Source organism: Paenibacillus marchantiophytorum, assembly GCF_014640555.1.
GTDB classification, from domain to species: Bacteria; Bacillota; Bacilli; order Paenibacillales; family NBRC-103111; genus Paenibacillus_E; species Paenibacillus_E marchantiophytorum.
Genome location: NZ_BMHE01000001.1, coordinates 296,337 through 313,263 on the forward strand (window position 1 = coordinate 296,337; position 16,927 = coordinate 313,263).

The 16,927-nt window shown below is 45.1% G+C and carries 17 protein-coding genes; 5 read left to right on the forward strand and 12 right to left on the reverse strand.

From position 1 onward, the window contains the following. Nucleotides 1-193: 193 nt before the first annotated feature. From IEY34_RS01340 to gpr, 4 genes are all read right to left on the reverse strand, one after another. The gene (locus IEY34_RS01340) at nucleotides 194-361 is read right to left on the reverse strand and encodes a hypothetical protein (RefSeq protein WP_189006489.1); all 168 of its coding nucleotides are present in this window, start codon (nucleotides 359-361) and stop codon (nucleotides 194-196) included. Beyond that, on the reverse strand, nucleotides 333-1,310 hold the full coding sequence (locus IEY34_RS01345) for a TIR domain-containing protein (RefSeq protein WP_189006492.1): 978 nt from the start codon (nucleotides 1,308-1,310) through the stop codon (nucleotides 333-335). Before IEY34_RS01345 ends, IEY34_RS01340 begins: the two co-directional genes overlap by 29 nt. Next, nucleotides 1,307-1,780: a TIR domain-containing protein gene (locus IEY34_RS01350; RefSeq protein WP_189006495.1), complete on the reverse strand. Its 474-nt coding sequence runs from the start codon at nucleotides 1,778-1,780 to the stop codon at nucleotides 1,307-1,309. Before IEY34_RS01350 ends, IEY34_RS01345 begins: the two co-directional genes overlap by 4 nt. A 136-nt stretch (nucleotides 1,781-1,916) precedes the next feature. Beyond that, entirely contained in the window at nucleotides 1,917-2,915 is a 999-nt protein-coding gene (gene gpr / locus IEY34_RS01355) for a GPR endopeptidase (RefSeq protein WP_189006498.1), read from the reverse strand. A gap of 196 nt (nucleotides 2,916-3,111) precedes the next feature. On the opposite strand from gpr, the gene rpsT reads away from it, so the two are divergent. Continuing rightward, entirely contained in the window at nucleotides 3,112-3,363 is a 252-nt protein-coding gene (gene rpsT / locus IEY34_RS01360) for a 30S ribosomal protein S20 (protein ID WP_189006501.1), read from the forward strand. A gap of 399 nt (nucleotides 3,364-3,762) precedes the next feature. On the opposite strand, the gene holA is transcribed toward rpsT, so the two are convergent. The 7 genes from holA to IEY34_RS01395 all read right to left on the reverse strand — a co-directional run bounded on the left by holA (nucleotide 3,763) and on the right by IEY34_RS01395 (nucleotide 10,477). Beyond that, entirely contained in the window at nucleotides 3,763-4,782 is a 1,020-nt protein-coding gene (gene holA / locus IEY34_RS01365; protein WP_189006504.1) for a DNA polymerase III subunit delta, read from the reverse strand. Nucleotides 4,783-5,000: 218 nt separating this feature from the next. After that, on the reverse strand, nucleotides 5,001-6,227 hold the full coding sequence (locus tag IEY34_RS01370; protein ID WP_189006507.1) for an anti-sigma factor: 1,227 nt from the start codon (nucleotides 6,225-6,227) through the stop codon (nucleotides 5,001-5,003). Further along, entirely contained in the window at nucleotides 6,224-6,772 is a 549-nt protein-coding gene (locus IEY34_RS01375) for an RNA polymerase sigma factor (protein ID WP_189006510.1), read from the reverse strand. Before IEY34_RS01375 ends, IEY34_RS01370 begins: the two co-directional genes overlap by 4 nt. A gap of 308 nt (nucleotides 6,773-7,080) precedes the next feature. Further along, a complete protein-coding gene (locus tag IEY34_RS01380; protein WP_189006513.1) occupies nucleotides 7,081-7,683 on the reverse strand; it encodes a response regulator transcription factor in 603 nt (200 codons plus the stop codon). A gap of 19 nt (nucleotides 7,684-7,702) precedes the next feature. Beyond that, nucleotides 7,703-8,821 carry a sensor histidine kinase gene (locus tag IEY34_RS01385; RefSeq protein WP_189006516.1) on the reverse strand — a complete coding sequence of 373 codons (1,119 nt, stop codon included), beginning with the start codon at nucleotides 8,819-8,821 and terminating at the stop codon, nucleotides 7,703-7,705. Between the two features lie 3 nt (nucleotides 8,822-8,824). Continuing rightward, complete coding sequence (locus IEY34_RS01390) at nucleotides 8,825-9,565, reverse strand: ABC transporter permease (protein WP_189006519.1); 741 nt, start codon at nucleotides 9,563-9,565, stop codon at nucleotides 8,825-8,827. A 27-nt stretch (nucleotides 9,566-9,592) separates the two neighbouring features. After that, nucleotides 9,593-10,477, reverse strand: a complete 885-nt coding sequence (locus tag IEY34_RS01395; protein WP_189006522.1) for an ABC transporter ATP-binding protein — start codon at nucleotides 10,475-10,477, stop codon at nucleotides 9,593-9,595. 169 nt (nucleotides 10,478-10,646) lie between these two features. On the opposite strand from IEY34_RS01395, the gene IEY34_RS01400 reads away from it, so the two are divergent. The 4 genes from IEY34_RS01400 to IEY34_RS01415 are packed head-to-tail and all read left to right on the forward strand — an operon-like array spanning nucleotide 10,647 to nucleotide 14,714. Then, complete coding sequence (locus IEY34_RS01400; RefSeq protein ID WP_229757406.1) at nucleotides 10,647-12,218, forward strand: spore germination protein; 1,572 nt, start codon at nucleotides 10,647-10,649, stop codon at nucleotides 12,216-12,218. A 1-nt stretch (nucleotide 12,219) separates the two neighbouring features. After that, nucleotides 12,220-13,329, forward strand: a complete 1,110-nt coding sequence (locus IEY34_RS01405) for a GerAB/ArcD/ProY family transporter (protein WP_189006525.1) — start codon at nucleotides 12,220-12,222, stop codon at nucleotides 13,327-13,329. Then, complete coding sequence (locus IEY34_RS01410) at nucleotides 13,319-14,503, forward strand: Ger(x)C family spore germination protein (protein ID WP_189006528.1); 1,185 nt, start codon at nucleotides 13,319-13,321, stop codon at nucleotides 14,501-14,503. Before IEY34_RS01405 ends, IEY34_RS01410 begins: the two co-directional genes overlap by 11 nt. Nucleotides 14,504-14,507: 4 nt before the next feature. Next, nucleotides 14,508-14,714, forward strand: coding sequence for a hypothetical protein (locus IEY34_RS01415; protein WP_189006530.1), 207 nt, complete (start codon nucleotides 14,508-14,510; stop codon nucleotides 14,712-14,714). Nucleotides 14,715-14,774: 60 nt separating this feature from the next. Here the strand turns inward: IEY34_RS01415 and IEY34_RS01420 are convergent, their stop codons facing one another. Further along, on the reverse strand, nucleotides 14,775-16,811 hold the full coding sequence (locus tag IEY34_RS01420; protein WP_189006533.1) for a methyl-accepting chemotaxis protein: 2,037 nt from the start codon (nucleotides 16,809-16,811) through the stop codon (nucleotides 14,775-14,777). Between the last annotated feature and the right edge of the window lie 116 nt (nucleotides 16,812-16,927).

Below are 16,927 nucleotides of genomic sequence, written 5' to 3' on the forward strand. Positions count from 1 at the left end.
GTTCTCATCGCATCGAACCACTCCAACGTGATGGGCCGCCTACAACCCAAGCCTGGAGACTGGCGTCAATCTCCAACATTTAAATTCTGGGCAAGCTTCGCTCACCCCAAAACATATAAATTCTTATATATCAAAAAAGGCCGCCCTCCAGGTTAATAACCTGTGGACGACCTAATCTTGTTCGAGCCTATGATTACGCGAGAGATTCAAAATCGAAGGAGCCTTTGGCTACGATCGTTACCCCGCTTGTTTTGTTTAATACGGTTGGTCCTGTATATAGTTTGAGCAGTGACTTGTCACTGGGTTGATGTTCTTTCTTGGGGGTTAATCGGTTACGAACTTTCTTCATGTGCTTCAGCATAAAGCATCCTTCCTTTCACAATGGATTTAAGTGAAGACACAAGCTTCGCATTTTTTTCCGATAGTTCCATCATCACCTGATGATGATTGCGCGGCGGAATATCCGTTCTCGTCTTGAAATGGATGGAGGAAACAATCGTTGGATGCAGCTTCACGCAGTAGATATATTCAAACTCGCCATCCTCTTTGTCTTTGGCCCGGCCTAAGATGATGTTCGTATCTTGGCTGCGGTAACATTCGGCTAGGTAACTGTTGGCGTCGTTCACGTGGAAGCTGTGATTATTGCTTACCTGACCGGCTCGACCGAACTGCTGTAAGGTCACCCCGTCATCCCGAAGTTCAAAGAGCGTTGCTGCAGTCACTTCTTGAAGCTCGATTATACCACAATTGGTATCAAATGTCTTATGGAATTTATCCAAAACACGGTCATAATCTACACTGGATACACTAAGCGAATCCAAAGCATCGAACAAAAAACTGCGGATCGCCTCATTTTTTCTCATATCAGACGCCTTGAAGCGTTTCTTCTGCTGACTCATGCTAAGTTTAATCGGATACAGATGAGGACCTGCCAGTTCGGCTAGCGGCGCTGCTTCCTCACCGTCATCAACGAGCAAAGGCGTGAACCCTTCCAAGTAGTCAGGCAGTTGACTGCCTTGTGATTGGACAATGAACGTCCGGCTATGACCCAATTCACCGATGCATAGACCGATCAATACGAGTATATTCGCATAGTTCGGAGGATCATGACGATCTGTGTTCGTTACAACCAACAGGGCGAAATCGCACTCTTCAATATGTTTTTTTAGCATTTTTAATTTATGCTGGGAAGCCGTCAATACCCCCTGATTAATCAGCGTGACTTCCGAGACAGCTGTCAGCTGCGATTGAAAGAATTCCCCCCAAAGTGTGCCCGCTTGGGAGCAGCCAATGAACAGTTTAGGTTTCATTTTGCCCTCAATCCTAACTCCCCCAACATTTGCTTCACTGTGTAGGACGCGGGACCAAGTCCTGCCATTAACCCAGAGGGGTGGTTCGCATGATAAGTAAGCGGTGTTAGTCCGATCAAATCGGTAGCAATATGCAGTTCTTCTTTTTCGGGAATGAGAAAATAGGTTCTTTCCAAACCAATTTGACCAATAAATAAACCGAGCTCCAGGATGACATTGTCCCGCACCGAACTGACCAATGAATCTCGCAATAAGGTCAAATCGTTAGGTTGAAAAACAAACACTGCGAAATCGCTGGCCTTCGCTTGCTTAATTAGCGGAGCGAGTGTGGTATGTGAAGGTGGAAAAAGGAGCTGACTCCAGATCGTAACATCGAATATAAAATGTAAATTAGACTGCAAGGCCTCCGCCACTTCAATACTTTCCGCAGATGACCCGATAAATAGCTTCGCTCGCTGCGCACTGTTCACTAGAATCACTTCCTAACATAGAGATCATCGTCAGTTATTTCGACGCAGACCTCCTATCTCCTTCCATATTTTCTGGAATTGGACAAAAAGAAAGAACGGCATCCACCACAACCGTGGACACCGTTCTCCGTCATTTTCAGTGCGTATATGCGGCAACATTCTCAACACTTACCGCATCATGCAAGGCGGCATTCAAGCCACTTGCAATAATATTGGCAATGTCTTCAATAAATTGGTCAATTTCCTTAGGCGTAACGAGCAAGTCGTGCCCTACAGGGTTTAGCACCTCTTTTACAAGCTGCAGCCGCTCATCCTCATGGATATTGTCCAGAAGGCCGAGAATTTGCCCTGTGTTGCTTGTCTGCTCGCTAAAATGCTTATGCATAAGGTCAAAGGCATTATTCACTATCGTTGAAGCATACACAACGGTTGGAACCCCGATTGCGATAACGGGAATGCCTAGATTCTCTTTGGTTAATCCCTTGCGTTTATTCCCGATGCCGGAACCTGGGTGAATACCTGTGTCAGCAATTTGAATCGTCGTATTGACTCTATCCAGGGATCTGGAAGCCAATGCATCAATGGCGATAATGAAATCAGGTTTAGACATATCTACAATCCCTTGCACAATATCACTGCTTTCGATCCCTGTCGTTCCCAGCACCCCAGGCGCTACGGCGCTGACGGCTCTGTATCCGGGACTTACATCCTCTGGAACCAACTCGAAGTAATGCCTCGTTACCATCACATTCTCGACCACCAAGGGGCCGAGCGCATCGGGTGTTACATTGGCATTACCCAAGCCGATGATGAGGGCTTTGGCATTCTTGGGGATCCCGATTTCACGTAGAAATTGTTCGAACTCCTGGGCTAGTTTCGTGGCGACGCGGTCCTGCAATTGGCTGTCTTTCTCCCGAAGAGCAGGTACTTCTATCGTTATATAGTGACCGAGAAGCTTACCAAGCGCTTTGGAGCCTTCTTCGTTCAGAACGTTGATCTTGGTAACCCTGACACCATTCTCCCGGGAGGATTCTTGTTGAATGCCCGGAATGGGCTGCCCCTGATTGGCGGCATGAGCCATGTCCCTTGCGTCGAGCGCGAGATCGGTATGTGTTGTAAATGAGCCTAAGTCCATAGAAGTTCCCCTTTCTCAGGTGCCTTGCATCCTATATTGTGTGATGAATTTTGAGCCCTTATGCAAAAGGGATAACCTCTTAAAACCTATTGGTAGGTCTTGCATTTTCAATTGTTGCATGGTAGAATACTTAAAGTTGTCAGCAAACATACAAATGTAACGTTGAACCGTGTTTTGTAAGTAGGAGGTGAATTTCATGCCAAACATTAAATCCGCTATTAAACGAGTAAAAGTTAGCGAAAAGCGCCGTCTTCGTAACGCTTCCCAAAAGTCCGCTCTGCGTACTGCTGTGAAAGCTTTCGAAACTGCTGTAACCCCTGAGGCTCTAGTTTTTGCTTCTAAGAAATTAGACAAAGCTGCTTCTAAAGGTTTAATTCATAAAAATGCCGCTAACCGCAAGAAGTCCCGTCTGGCTAAAAAGCTAAACGCTCTTACGGCCCAAGCGTAATACAAGGACATAAAAACAAAGAGGTTGCCTTCCATGTAGATCATTCTACTTGAGGGCAACCTTTTTTGCATTTATTTGGTCGTGCTCTTGCGAGATAGGAGTCTGCAAAGACTTCTATTCTAGAGAAACGGCTTGCTTTTTGCGCAAATAGGAGCCTCTGAAGGCTCTTATTGCTTCGTTCCGAGGAGTTTGGACTTGTTTGGTTGCAGATAGGAGTCTGCAAAGGCTTCTATTCTAGAGAAACGGCTGCTTTTTGCGCAAATAAGAGCCTCTGGAGGCTCTTATTTGTTCGCTGAAGAAGTTTTGTCCGCTGTTGGTTAGGGAATAACGAAGAGGAGGATGCTCTCAAAGCTTTAAAAGCCATGTGAGAGACATCCCCTTCTCCGCAACTATTCCATTTTAGGCGGCCAGCCTGAGAAGGAATAGTTCCAACCCTAATACTTTATCGATTTTGCCTGTTTTCATCTGATAATCCAAATCGGCCAGTTGAGACATAATCGCACTCAGCTTTTGAATATCGTACCGCCTCGCTTGCCCTTCTGCGATCTTCACCGCAAAAGGATGCAGGCCGATCTGCGAAGCCATCTGCTGCTGGGAATACCCCTGTTTGCCAAGTTCCTTCACTTGGAGCATGATCCGAAATTGCCGCGCAATCAACGAGGCGATCTTAATCGGCTCCTCACGCTGCTTGAGCAATTCCTCCAGAATAACGAACGCCCGTTCCAAACGGACATTTACGATGTCCTCAATAAGGATAAATACGTTCTGCTCCGTACTGCGCGCCACAAGTTGGTCAATGACTTCAACCGTAGCCTCCGAGCCTGCTCCAACATACAGAGAGATCTTCTCAATCTCAGCAGACAAAGACTGTAAATTGCCTCCCGTGTAGAGAATCAGCTGGTCGGCTGCCTCCTTCACGAATGTAAAGCCGCGCTGCTGGGCTTGTCCCGTCACCCAAACTTGCAGCTCATCCGCATTCAAGGAAAGGAACGGAACGGCAGCTTCCAGCTCCTTGAGCGCTTTGACAATCTTCTTGCGCTCATCTAATTTGTCAGCGTCCACTGTGAAGACGACAACGGTATGCTCGGCCGGAGATTTCAAATAATCGGTTAAGCGATCCAAATGATGCTCAATCTTCGTGCTCTCCTTAGCGCCAGTAAAAAACAAAGCGTTCTTGGCTATAACCAGCTTCTTGGGCACCATAAAGGGAAGCGTTTCAGCATCTTCCAGAACGGCTGAAAGGCTGATTTCACTTAGATCGAATTTGCTGACAGCAAACTCCTTGTGTTCGGGTTCAATAAGCAAATCGGTTAATACTTGAATAAATTCCCGCATTTTATATTTCTCAGGCCCATAGCACAAATAAACGGGTGCAGGGCGGCCTGCTTGAATATCTTTCAAAGCTCTTTTGGCGTCCATGGCTAGCGTCCACTCCTTGCCTACATTCTACCAACAACAAAGGGACTACGTCAAAGCCCTAAGACTTTGCCGCAATCCCCTTGTTAGTCTATTTAAACACCGGCGAAAGGCTCTAGAAACCTTAAACCGTGTGGACGAACCGTTATTTTGCTTTGCTTGCTTCAATTTCTTACAGCATATGCAAAAGTAACTCTTTTGGTGCATTCGCATCACAAGTTTTATGGAGACACTTCCGTTTTGTTTTTGAGATCGATGCGACTCGTGTGCAGGGAGCCTCCGCTCTCTACTTGATAGAACAAGATCTCATCCTTAGACCATTCCACTAGCGTGATGGGATCATCGGTTTTCCAAATTTGTTTGGACTCAAATACTACTTCTAGAGTCTTGCTGCTGCGAATAACGACGTGCTGCTTTTCAACTACCGCTACATAAGCATCTGTTTTTGAATGCAGTTCATTCACAGGAGCCGCATACAAAGATTGGAATCCTACTGCATCACTGGAATCCGCCCCTTTCTTGGCAAGCGGCGCAGGCGATTGCTCTCCCGCTTTCGATGAAGCAGCATCTTTGGGATCGACCTGCTTCTCATGACTATTAACAGCGCCACCTAATGCAGCCTGGTTTGTTAAGCTCATCTCTGTGTCCTTCTTCCCCCCAACGGAAGATGGGGCAGGATCCTGCATACGTGCCGGTTCGGATGTCGAAGGAGCAACTTTCATTTGATTCGTGCTTTTGTTTGTGTCTTGCGTGATGGGTTGCGGTTTCTCAAGCTTAGCGTCCGTCGTTGCTTGAGGCCCTGTCCCCTCTGCCTTTGAAGAAGCAGCAGGTGCTTGTTTGTTGTCTGATTTCTCCATCGTATCCGTCAGTGCTTGACTTGATGGAACCGGCACGACATCGGTTGGATTGGCATCTTTGTTCTCGATCGCCGAATCGGTCGTTACCAATTTGCGAGCAGCTCCCGCTGCTTGTTCTGAACTTTTGGATTCTGCGCTGCTTCTTGCGGGTATAAGTCCATCGGCATTATCCATGACAGGATGCTGCATATTAAATGCGAAGAAACCAAGGATAAGGCCAGCGGCTACGATCCCGCCTGCGAATTTCCATGAGAATTGTGATCCAACTCGGCGTGTCCTAGGGAGTTTTGAGGTCTGTCCATGATCCATCTGACTTGCATTCGTGCTGAAGACAGCCACCTTGTCGGTAATGGATGCCGCGGCAAGCTTATCCAATTCGGATATTTGCGGCATAATAGCGTCGACTAAACTGTATGGAGGAACAACCTTGGGTAATTGGGTCAACTCATCGGACAATCTCTGTAAACGTTCAAACATCTGTGCACAGTCCAAACAGTATGCTAAGTGAGCGTGCAGCTCATCTTGCTCATGTGCTTCCAGATCACCATCCAGTTGTCTTTGCATAAGTTCCATCACCTCTTGACAATTCATCCCCGAACACCTCCCTTCTGATAGTCTTGGAGCAACGACTGTAACTGATGTCTCGCTCGAAATAAGTATGACTTCACCGTATTCAGTGGCAAGTTCAGCGATTCTGCAATTTCATGATACGAAAAGTCCTGCAAATAACGAAGAACAACAACAGAACGATGGTGTTCGGGAAGCTTATCAATTGCCTCTCGAATGTCTTTGGCTAAATAGCCGGACATAATTTCATATTCAACATTATGCTCTGCAGTAAAGGTCATATCATGCTCATCAATAGAAACCGTAGGTTTCGCCTTGCGAAATTTATCGATGCAGATATTGGTAACTATCCGCTGCACCCACGTCTTGAATAACGCTTTTTCTTCATACGAATTAATTTTTGTATAAATCCGAAGGAGCGCCTCCTGTGAAGCATCAAGGGCATCCTGTTCATTATTCAAAATATAATAAGCGGTTCGATAGACGTGAGATTCAATTTCTCGCAATAGGGTAATGAGAGCATCACGATCACCGGCTTGAGCTGATCTAACCAGTTCGGGTGCTACCACTGGGATCCCTCCCTCTTGCAATCTTACAGACGCGGCTGCGACTCATAAGGTTGCAAATCTTTTAGAATAATTTAATATGGCGACTTGCAACTACCAGAATAACAAACTTTCTTAAATAAATACACCTGTTAGACGTAAATCAGCCGGATAAGTTTCGGCTCCCTTCCTCGTTGCGCGCCTCCCTTTCTAAAACCTCAAATTATTATTCATTGTAAATCATTTTAAAAGTTGGGATAGTACTATGTTTATCTAGTACCACAGATATGGAAAAAGCCCGTGAACTCCAAACGCGGAGTCACGAGCTTTTCTCATGAAAGCCAACCATTCTTCTCCGCAATCGCAATCGCATCGATCCGGTTTTTGGCTTCCAACTTTTGCAGTATTTCCGAGACATAATTGCGAATGGTTCCGCTTGAAAGAAATAGCTGCTTAGCCATCTCGCCAGCTGATAACCCCTGTGCAATCAACTTCAATATGTCCTGTTCCTTGCTGGTTAAAGGATTCTCAGCTTCCCAGAACTGCAAGGCCAGCTCAGGCGAAATCGCCCTGCCCCCTTGCTCTACTTTGCGAAGCGCCTCGCTTAATTCCTGAATGGGTGCGTCTTTCAATAGGTATCCATGGACGCCGGCTTTCATAGCCCGCTGAAAGTAGCCGGAACGAGAGAATGTCGTTAAGATGACCACGCGGCATGCCATATTGTTTTGTTTGATGTTCTCAGCCACGTCCAGTCCTGTCAGTTTAGGCATTTCGATATCCATAATACACAGATCCGGTTTCAGTGATTGAATCATGTCCAGTGCCTGCTCCCCATTCGCAGCTTGACCGACAACTTCAATATCCTCTTCTAGATCCAGCAGTGCACTCAGAGCTCCTCGCAGCATTCCTTGATCTTCAGCAACTATAACTCTCACTCATGTTCTCCTCTTCCGTTTATGAATGTTTAATAATTCGAGGGATTTGAACGACAAGCTTCGTTTCAATATCCGTTCCTTTATGAAATGACATCGTTCCTTCAATGAATGCCAAACGTTCCTTCATGCCCAAAAGTCCTCGCCCTGATGAAGGCTGCTCTGGTTTGGGCTGTCCGCAGGCAGGGCCATTGTCAGACAGGCTCATCCCCCAGATATCCGCTGCTTCCCATAGCCGCAAAGTGCACTTGGTCGCTCCTGTGTGTTTAATGACATTTGTTATCGCTTCACGCAAGATCATTCCCAAAATGTTTTGAACGATTGGAGGTACGACAGATAGCTCCATCGTATTGTCAAGAACTAACACGATTCCCGCGGTTTGCAGAATCTCTTCCGACTTCTTTAATTCTTCCAGAACAGAGGCCGTGTTCATCCCGGATATCAATTCACGCACTTGTCTCAAAGCAGCTCTGGATGTAGACTGAATATCTTTCACTTCAAGCAGAGCCTGCTCTGGATTTTTGAAAATCAACTTCTCTGCTAATTCACTTTTTAATGTAATCAAAGAAAGCGTATGCCCCAGTGTATCATGCAAATCGCGGGAAATCCGCTGCCGTTCATCCAGCATGGCTAGACGGGCAATCTCATCATTGGCTACCGTCAACTTCATCTTCAATTCTGTCGCTTTCATGCGTGATCGAATGCCGAAAGGAAGTACGAGCATAACAACGAGAGAAGGCAAGAAGTACCAAAGACCATCTCCGTAGAATTGATCGAAATCCAGTAAGATAATAAACACGACCGTTGCCACCAGTGTGACGAGCGTGGATATGAACTGTCTTGTTGTCGGGAGCAGCCCCATTAAAGGTATCGCATAAAAAAACATATAAATCAGATAGGGACTATACATTGTGGCAAAATACATGACCAACAAACAAATGACCACAACATAAATCAACCTTCGCTTTGCATCTTTGAAGCCTAGTGTGACACAAAGCGCAAAAAATGCTAACAAAGCAAAGCCGATCCACATTTGTGGAAGCGGCATTGACGACAGGGACATCACGGGAAATATTAAATAAAAGAACCACAAATACCAAAGGTCAAAAGGTTTTTTCCGATTACCCGGAGATTTATTCATCCATTAGGCCGCTTTCTGTTTTTGCAGGATATACGTAGATAATACCACAAAAACAATCCCGTACACGCTCAATAACAGCACTCCACTCCAAGTAAGCCCTGCGCCCGAAATGATATTCCATGCTCCTTGACCATAGCGGAAAGTAGGCACAAACTGGGCAATGGTTTGCATGATCTTGGGCATAGCCTGCGTGGGGAACCAAAGTCCGCCAAGTATGGATGTTCCCATAAAGATGATTTGCGCCACGACTTGTGTGACCTCGACACTTTTGCAGGTTCCGATTAGCAGCCCCAGTGCCATAAAGGGTAGTGAACCAAGCCATATCCACAAGCCGCAACCTACCCATTGCATGAAAGTAAGATCTACTCCTTTGACAATACCGCCAAGCAAAAACATAAAGATGATCGTCACCAGATTAATAATGGAATGCGACACAATTTTGGACAGCACATAGGCGCTAGAAGGGAGCGGCGTGATTTCAATCATGCGCAGCCAACCCTGCGTCCTCTCTTGGGCAAATTTAATGCTTAACGTATTCACACAGGCTCCGACCACCCCGAAAACAGTCATCGACATCAAATAGTAGGCCTTCCAGGAAACCCCACCAACTTCTGTATTATCCCCGACCATCGAGGAGAAAATAAAGTAAAAAATGGCTGGCATAATTAACGAAAACATAAAAAAACGTTTATTCCGAAAGGTTCTTAACAGTTCTGCTTTACACTGTGCAATCATAGCTCGCATGGCATTGTCATCTCCTTACATGGAAGTTTATTGTTGAACAAGAAATTGAAAGGCATCTTCTAATCCGCCAGCATGAATTTCAATATCTTTAATATCCAACTGCCTTTGAATCATAGCGAAGATAACTTCATCGGTGTCTGGACTCGTAATCTTGACCTTTCGGCCGCTCCACACCACTTCCCCCACAGAAGGGAGCGATGAGAGCTGGTCCTCTGTTAAATTTGCGCCTGCAGTGAACAGAATCGTCTTCCGATTGGTGGATGCTTTAATTTCTGTGGAAGTGCCGTCAGCAATTAATCTCCCTTTGTTAATCACGACAATGCGATCCGCAATGCTGTCCGCTTCTTCCAAATAGTGCGTCGTGAGAATGATGGTTCTGCCTTTAGCCGCCATGGTCCGAACCGTTTCCCAGAATTGCTGTCTCGCCGTAATATCCATCCCGACCGTTGGCTCATCCAAAAAAAGCAATTCCGGATCACCCGCTAAGGCAAGCGCAAAACCCAGTCTCCGCTTCTGTCCCCCGGATAGTGCAGAAGCCCTTTTATTTTTCTCCGACTCCAGTCCAGAAATATGCAGCAGATGATGCAGCGGCAGCGGATTCGAGTAATAATGTCGAAATAAATCAATCGTCTCCAGAACTGTCAAACCATCAATCACATTGACATCTTGCAGCATGGCGCCCATACGATTACGAACCGCTTTATCTTGAGGATGGCCATCCAAAATACGAATCTTCCCTTTAGTTGGCTGCAGAAGTCCGAGCATCATTGAAACTGCTGTCGTTTTTCCAGCACCATTGGGACCCAATAGCGCAACAACACTGCCCGCATTAATGGTTAAAGACAAATCATCTACAGCTGGTTTTCCTTTAAATTCTTTGGTTACTTGATCCAATTGGATGATTGATTTCATATTCCACCTCGCTATGTGTTGGTTATAGTCTTATCTTAACGCAATCAAAATCACATGTTCATTCACAGCTATCATCAATTTCGGATGACAAATGTCATTCTCGGTTAATTTAGGGCAAAACGGTAAATATTGAGGGTAGTAGTTTGTAACGCGGGGGAGGAAGCAGCTCATGTTTAAACAATTATTCGGCAGAAAACCGATCCGACGAGCAACCATCCCGGCAACGACGCAAATTAGTAAAAATCAGACCGCTTCCCCTTTCAACCAAGGACTTGCTCTTGAATTACAAGATAACCTCGCCATGATTAAAATGCAGATGCATAACCCAAGCGATCTGATGATAAGGGAGTTCACCATTGGCGAGGAACAGCACCCCTGTGCGTTAGTCAGCTTTGACGGGCTAGTGGACACCACGCTTATCAATGACCAACTGCTAAAACCTATGCTCCATTCTTATCATCATGCAGCTGCGTCCCCTACTGAACTTATGACCATTTTGACGCAGCAAATATTAACGACGTATGATCTTGAAATCGAAGATGTTGTGGATGACATGCTATCGGCTTTAATGTCAGGAAACACCCTTCTGCTGCTCGACAAACTGCAGCAAGGCATTCTAATTTCCAGCTGCGGATGGAAAACACGCGCTGTTGAAGAATCACAAACAGAGTCCATCATTCGCGGTCCCCGTGTAGGCTTTTCCGAGGATCTGCGGACAAATACAGCAATGATCCGCAGGAGAATTAAAGATAAAAACCTCGTCTTCGATACCTATCAAATCGGAAGCAGAGGGAAAAGAGAAGTTGTCGTTACCTATATCGCGGATATTGTTCATCCTGAGCTGGTGAAGGAGGTCACCCGCAGAATAAACACAATTGATATCGACGATATAGAAGGGTCCGGATATCTAGAACAATGGATCGCGGATAGCTTTCTTAGTCCCTTTCCGGTTATTTTGAATACGGAACGGCCTGATAAAGTGTCTGGCTCCATTCTCCAAGGACGCGTGGGAATTTTGGTGGATGGCGACCCTTTCGCTCTCATTTTGCCAATTACCTTCGCATCCAGCATGCAATCCCCCGAAGACTTTTATCAAAATTGGCTGATTAGCACCCTAACACGCGCCTTAAGGATGATTTCCGCTTTCATCGCCACTTTCTTGCCTGCTCTTTATATTGCTTTACTCGAATTTCATCATGGCATGATTCCCTCCAAACTGGCTTTCTCCATAGCCGGGGCGCGAGAAGGCGTACCGTTTCCCGCAGTCATCGAAGCCTTTGTCATGGAATTTACCTTGGAACTGCTCAGAGAAGCAGGCTTGCGGCTGCCGAAGCCGATTGGTCAAACCATAGGGATCGTTGGAGGACTCGTCATCGGGGAGTCTGCTGTAGCCGCAGGCATGGTCAGTCCCGTTATGGTCATCGTCGTAGCGGTCACAGCCATTGCTTCCTTCTCCTTGCCGTCTTATTCCTTCGCCATATCACTGCGCATGATGCGATTCGGCATTATGCTGATTGCCGCCGTTTTCGGGCTTTACGGCATCATTCTGGCTTACATCATGATCAACATCCACATCGTTAATCTGAAGAGCTTTGGCATTCCGTACTCAACACCGTTTGCACCGATATTTATTCGTGACTGGAAAGATCTCATCCTGAGGGCCCCTCTTTTCTTTCTGAGAAAACGGCCCAAAATGCTGCAAACCAAAAATGAAGAACGTATGCTGCCGAGGAGAAAATAACATGAAAACCTTTGAATACGGTGATCGAGAGATTGGTTTTTTGGATATGGTGATTACCATTTCCTCGATGATTATAGGGGTAGGCGTCATTATGCTGCCGCGGGATTTGGCGAAGACCGTCCAATCGTCGGATGGGTGGATATCCATCTTTATTGCAGGTATTATCGCTGCCGGCTTTGCCTGGCTGCTCGCCTATATTGCAACTCACTTTAGCAAACAGGGCTATTTTGCCTATGCGACTGCTGCCGTTACGAAACCGCTCGCCATCATAGCTGTATGTTCCCTTTCTGCTTATTTTCTCTGCTTTGCCGCTTACGAGGTTAGAGCGATAGCCAATATCTCCAAGCAGTATTTATTTGAGAATACGCCTGTCGAAGTCATTTCCTTAGCATTCTTGCTTGTTGTCGTAAATGGGGTATCAGGCACTCGCGTTGGCCTTATTCGATTAAACATCCTGTTTATCCCGATTGTCATCACCATAACGGTACTCGTCCTGCTGTTCAGTCTGGGAATTTTTGATTCCAAAGAATTAAAACCGTTTTTCATCACGGATTGGAAAGCAATAACCGTTGGTATTAAAAATACGGCCTTTTCGCTCTTGGGGTTTGAAATCATCCTATTCTATATTTGCTTGATGAACCGCCCTAAGGATGCCCCAAAAGCCGTAGTCATCGGCATCCTACTCCCCGTCATTCTGTATACAGCCATCTATCTTGTATGTGTAGGCGTATTTTCACAGATGACGCTGCAGGAAATTACTTACCCTGCCGTAGAATTAGCCAAAGAAATGCAAATTCCGGGCGAATTTTTCGAACGTTTTGAGTCGATTTTTTTTACAATATGGATTATGGCTGTCTTCACGACAACCGTTATGGCCTATGATTGTGCTGTGTTTGCGCTCCATTCGATTTTCCCTAAAAAAAAACATATCCAATTGACCTTTCTATTAAGTCCTATCATTTACTTACTTTGCATGTTTCCAAAAAACTTAACGGATTTTGCTAAAATAAGTAGCGTTATAACGCATTACGGCGTAATCGTCAGCATCTTGTTTCCTATCATCATTTTTATGGTCGCAAAGCTTCGAGGAGTGAAAAGTGATGTCACTTAAACCCCTATTAACCTTATTAGGACTTGGCTGTGTTGTCTTGCTCTTAACAGGGTGCTGGGATCGCGTAGAAATCAATGATCGAGGATTTGTTGTAGGGGTTGCCGTGGACTACAAAGAAGCAGGAGAAAAAAAACTGTACACAGGCACCTTTCAAATGATGGTTCCAGGCGGTTTGAAGCAAAGCAGTACCCAAAATAATAGCGCGCCTCATGCCACGCAAGCCTATTTCAACATTTCAACTTCGGGAAACTCCATGCCTGCTATTGCCGCAAGAATGGCGGCCAAGACAAGCCGAACTCCTTATTTCGAACATTTAAAAGTTATCATTGTGTCCAGCGAGGTGGCGAAGAGTAAATCTGCATTCCCCAGCATGCTGGACTATTTCCTAAGGAATAGCGAGATGCGCAGAGGCGTCCAAGTGTTAATCGCGGAAGGAAAAGCTTCGGATATCCTAGACATTCAGCCGAATAATGAAACCACACCGATTGACTACATCGCTTCGATTGCCAAAAATAATAAAAAAACCAACTACATGCTGCCCCAGTCGAGAATTGGAGATGTCCATGAGAATTTAATCAAACGCGAAAGCTATGTGATACAAAAAGTAAAAAAAGAAAATAAAGATCTAAGTTTGAATGGAAGTGCCTTATTCGACGGTGCAACCAATCAATTGGTTGGATTCTTGAATGGGGAAGAAACCCAAGGTCTCAACTTTATCACCAAGGAAGTGAAGGGAGGAACGGTTGAAGCGAATGTTAGCGATGAAATCATTGGATTTAAAGTCGAGCGAGCAAGACGCAAATTCATCGTTAAACAGACAAGCCCTAGCCACTTTAAATTTACGATTAAATTAGTGGCTGAGGGTGTTCTCGATAAATCGCTCACCGACGGCGATCCGACAGAATCCAAAACACTGGCATCCTTGCAAAAAAAACTGGAAGAAACACTTATCAAGAATACGAATAAAGTCATTGCGAAACTTCAAAAAACTTACAAGAAAGATGCTCTGGGACTCGGCTCGTATCTGTATGAAAATCACTACAAAATGTGGAAGCCAATCTCTGAGAATTGGGATCAAGGCTCGAATCTATTTTCCCAAGCAGAAGTTGAAGTACAAGCTCAGGTTATTATCCGACGAGTCGGAAATATATTTGAAGTATCGAAGGAGCAATAAGACCATGTGGTCATCTTTCATTGGCTTAATCCCATCCGGTTTAGTCGTGCTTTGCACCCTATTATCTTACGTTGTTCCACTGGGTATTTACTGGATCAATCAAACGCTGCATAAATATGGCGACCCGCCATGGATGCAAACAGCCGATCCTGAACAGGTTTCTCAGCAGCCTGCGAACTATGGAGAAGCATTGCTCCAAGAAAATGAATAAGTAAAAAAGCCCAACAAGACATTCCTTTACCGGAAATCATCTTCTTGGGCTGCGCCTATTTTAAACTTTGAATTTGGACAGAGAATCCTGGAGAGCAACGGAAAGCTTCTCTAATTTGTCCGATAATTGAACTAAGCCTTTGCTTATGCTTAATTGTTCGGAACTCAAGGAAGCCACTTGTTCAGAATTAGCCAGAGATTGCTCAGAGACCGCACTTACGTTCATCATCGTATCACTAAGCACGAATTGCGATTCTTCCAACTTCATGACCGTTTGGCTGACAGAGCCCAATTGTTCGATGAAGCTGACCGTTCTGCCCTGTACTTGCTTGAACAGCAAGTCGGCTTCTTTGACAGAATGAATCTGTTCCTGAAAGATCGGGTAAGCCTCGGAGAGAACGGTTACTGTATCTATAATCTCATTCTGAATCGTTTCCGTAATTTGACCAACCGTCTCGATCGATTTTCTCGACTGATCAGCTAGCTTACGAATTTCATCGGCGACAACCATGAACCCTTTCCCTGCTTCTCCGGCGCGTGCCGCCTCAATGGTAGCATTGAGGGATAGAATGTTGGTCTGCTTCGTCATTTGGCTTAGGATATCCAGCACTTTGCGAATCGAAAGGGTGCTCTCCTTGAGCTTGTCAACCTTATCAACCATAGAACGTGTGATTTCTTCGGTCATGCTCGTTTTGGCGATAACCTCTTCCATATACTGCGTACCGATGCGGCTTGAGCTTTGCATCTCCTCTGCCGCAATGCCCATCACCCCGTTAGCCTCCACAACACTGGAGATTTGTTGTCCAATATGAATGGTCAGCTCGTTGCCGCGCTCCGATTGCGAAGCCAAGCCAGATGCGCCACTGGAAATTTCATTGATGGCTACTGCAATTTCGTTGGCAGATGCGGCTGTTTGTTTGGATGACGCAGATAATTCCGCGGCTGTGACCAACACTTCCTCTGACGAATGCGTTGTCTGTTTGAACAGTTCTGTAATTTGCTTCATCATGGTATCAAAGCTCGTTCCTAACTGGCCAATCTCATCCTTAGCGTTGGTTTGCACGCGAATTCGCAGATCACCGCCAGCCCCATCCTCCATCAAATTCCGAATATGGTTAAGCGGTTTCCCAATCATTCTTGCGACCAAATAACCAATGCCAGCTGCCAGAACAAGCGCGCATAACGAGAAAATAATCGTTAAATTATAAATAATTTTCATATCCTTGGTTAGATCATCAATGGGAATTATACCTACGGTAAACCAACCTGTCGCTTCTGATTTGGACAAGACAATCTGTTGGTCCGCATCACTCGAAAGGAAAGAATCACTCTTCTTGCTCATGCTTTCCACGCTTAACGGATACCCTGTGGCAGCTCCCATTTGAGATGCATTTTGACTGTAGATGACCAAGCCCGATCCATCCAGCACTTGAATAATCCCCGTATCACCGAGTTGAATATGCGATAATTGATTTTTGACAATGTCTAGGCTGACATCAAAAAGCGCCACATAAAATTCCTCGGAGTTAGCTTGATGAATCAAGCTGCCTACCGTAATAACCGATGATGTAATTCGATTATCCTTCAATTTCGAAGACAACCACACCGGGTCTCCATCTTTGGCTACAATAGCTTTGAACCAGTCCTGAGCAGCATAGTTTTTCTGTGACATCAAACTTGATTTGGTCTGGATGATATCTCCTGCAGGTGTAAACAATTCCATCGACTGAATACCATCATTAGAGTAAATGTAAGCGGATAACGTTGTTTCCAGCGTAGACATATTCTCATTGTATTCCCGAGAATCTTTACTTAATTTCGAAGCTTTGCTCACCTGTTGGTGTAGTGGAGCATCCATCACAAGCTGTAAGGCAAGCTTCTGATACAATTGATACAAAAAATCCAATTTCTGACCAGCCTGCACAATGGTTTGCAGCGAAGCATCGGTGACTTTTGTCTGCATCACATTTTTAGAAATCTGGTAAGAGGCGATTCCCATAAAAATAACAAAAAATAGACTACTGGCAATAATTGATAAACTAAGCTTAACCCCAACTGACTGCAATTTCGCTTGCCATGCATTGGATTTTTTTGACATAAATAATTTCACCACCAAGTCGATTAATGTAATTAATTAACAGCTAATTTACAATTTCGACATATTTCAATAAATTCCTTCTGCTAAAATGATCATTTCAATCATTTTTATGTAAC

Bases quoted from the DNA above. Each gene is read 5' to 3' on its own strand.
- IEY34_RS01340 (WP_189006489.1), bottom strand. From the start codon at position 361: ATGCTGAAGCACATGAAGAAAGTTCGTAACCGATTAACCCCCAAGAAA.
- IEY34_RS01345 (WP_189006492.1), bottom strand. From the start codon at position 1,310: ATGAAACCTAAACTGTTCATTGGCTGCTCCCAAGCGGGCACACTTTGG.
- gpr (WP_189006498.1), bottom strand. From the start codon at position 2,915: ATGGACTTAGGCTCATTTACAACACATACCGATCTCGCGCTCGACGCA.
- rpsT (WP_189006501.1), top strand. From the start codon at position 3,112: ATGCCAAACATTAAATCCGCTATTAAACGAGTAAAAGTTAGCGAAAAG.
- holA (WP_189006504.1), bottom strand. From the start codon at position 4,782: ATGGACGCCAAAAGAGCTTTGAAAGATATTCAAGCAGGCCGCCCTGCA.
- IEY34_RS01370 (WP_189006507.1), bottom strand. From the start codon at position 6,227: ATGAATTGTCAAGAGGTGATGGAACTTATGCAAAGACAACTGGATGGT.
- IEY34_RS01385 (WP_189006516.1), bottom strand. From the start codon at position 8,821: ATGAATAAATCTCCGGGTAATCGGAAAAAACCTTTTGACCTTTGGTAT.
- IEY34_RS01390 (WP_189006519.1), bottom strand. From the start codon at position 9,565: ATGCGAGCTATGATTGCACAGTGTAAAGCAGAACTGTTAAGAACCTTT.
- IEY34_RS01395 (WP_189006522.1), bottom strand. From the start codon at position 10,477: ATGAAATCAATCATCCAATTGGATCAAGTAACCAAAGAATTTAAAGGA.
- IEY34_RS01400 (WP_229757406.1), top strand. From the start codon at position 10,647: ATGTTTAAACAATTATTCGGCAGAAAACCGATCCGACGAGCAACCATC.
- IEY34_RS01405 (WP_189006525.1), top strand. From the start codon at position 12,220: ATGAAAACCTTTGAATACGGTGATCGAGAGATTGGTTTTTTGGATATG.
- IEY34_RS01410 (WP_189006528.1), top strand. From the start codon at position 13,319: ATGTCACTTAAACCCCTATTAACCTTATTAGGACTTGGCTGTGTTGTC.
- IEY34_RS01415 (WP_189006530.1), top strand. From the start codon at position 14,508: ATGTGGTCATCTTTCATTGGCTTAATCCCATCCGGTTTAGTCGTGCTT.
- IEY34_RS01420 (WP_189006533.1), bottom strand. From the start codon at position 16,811: ATGTCAAAAAAATCCAATGCATGGCAAGCGAAATTGCAGTCAGTTGGG.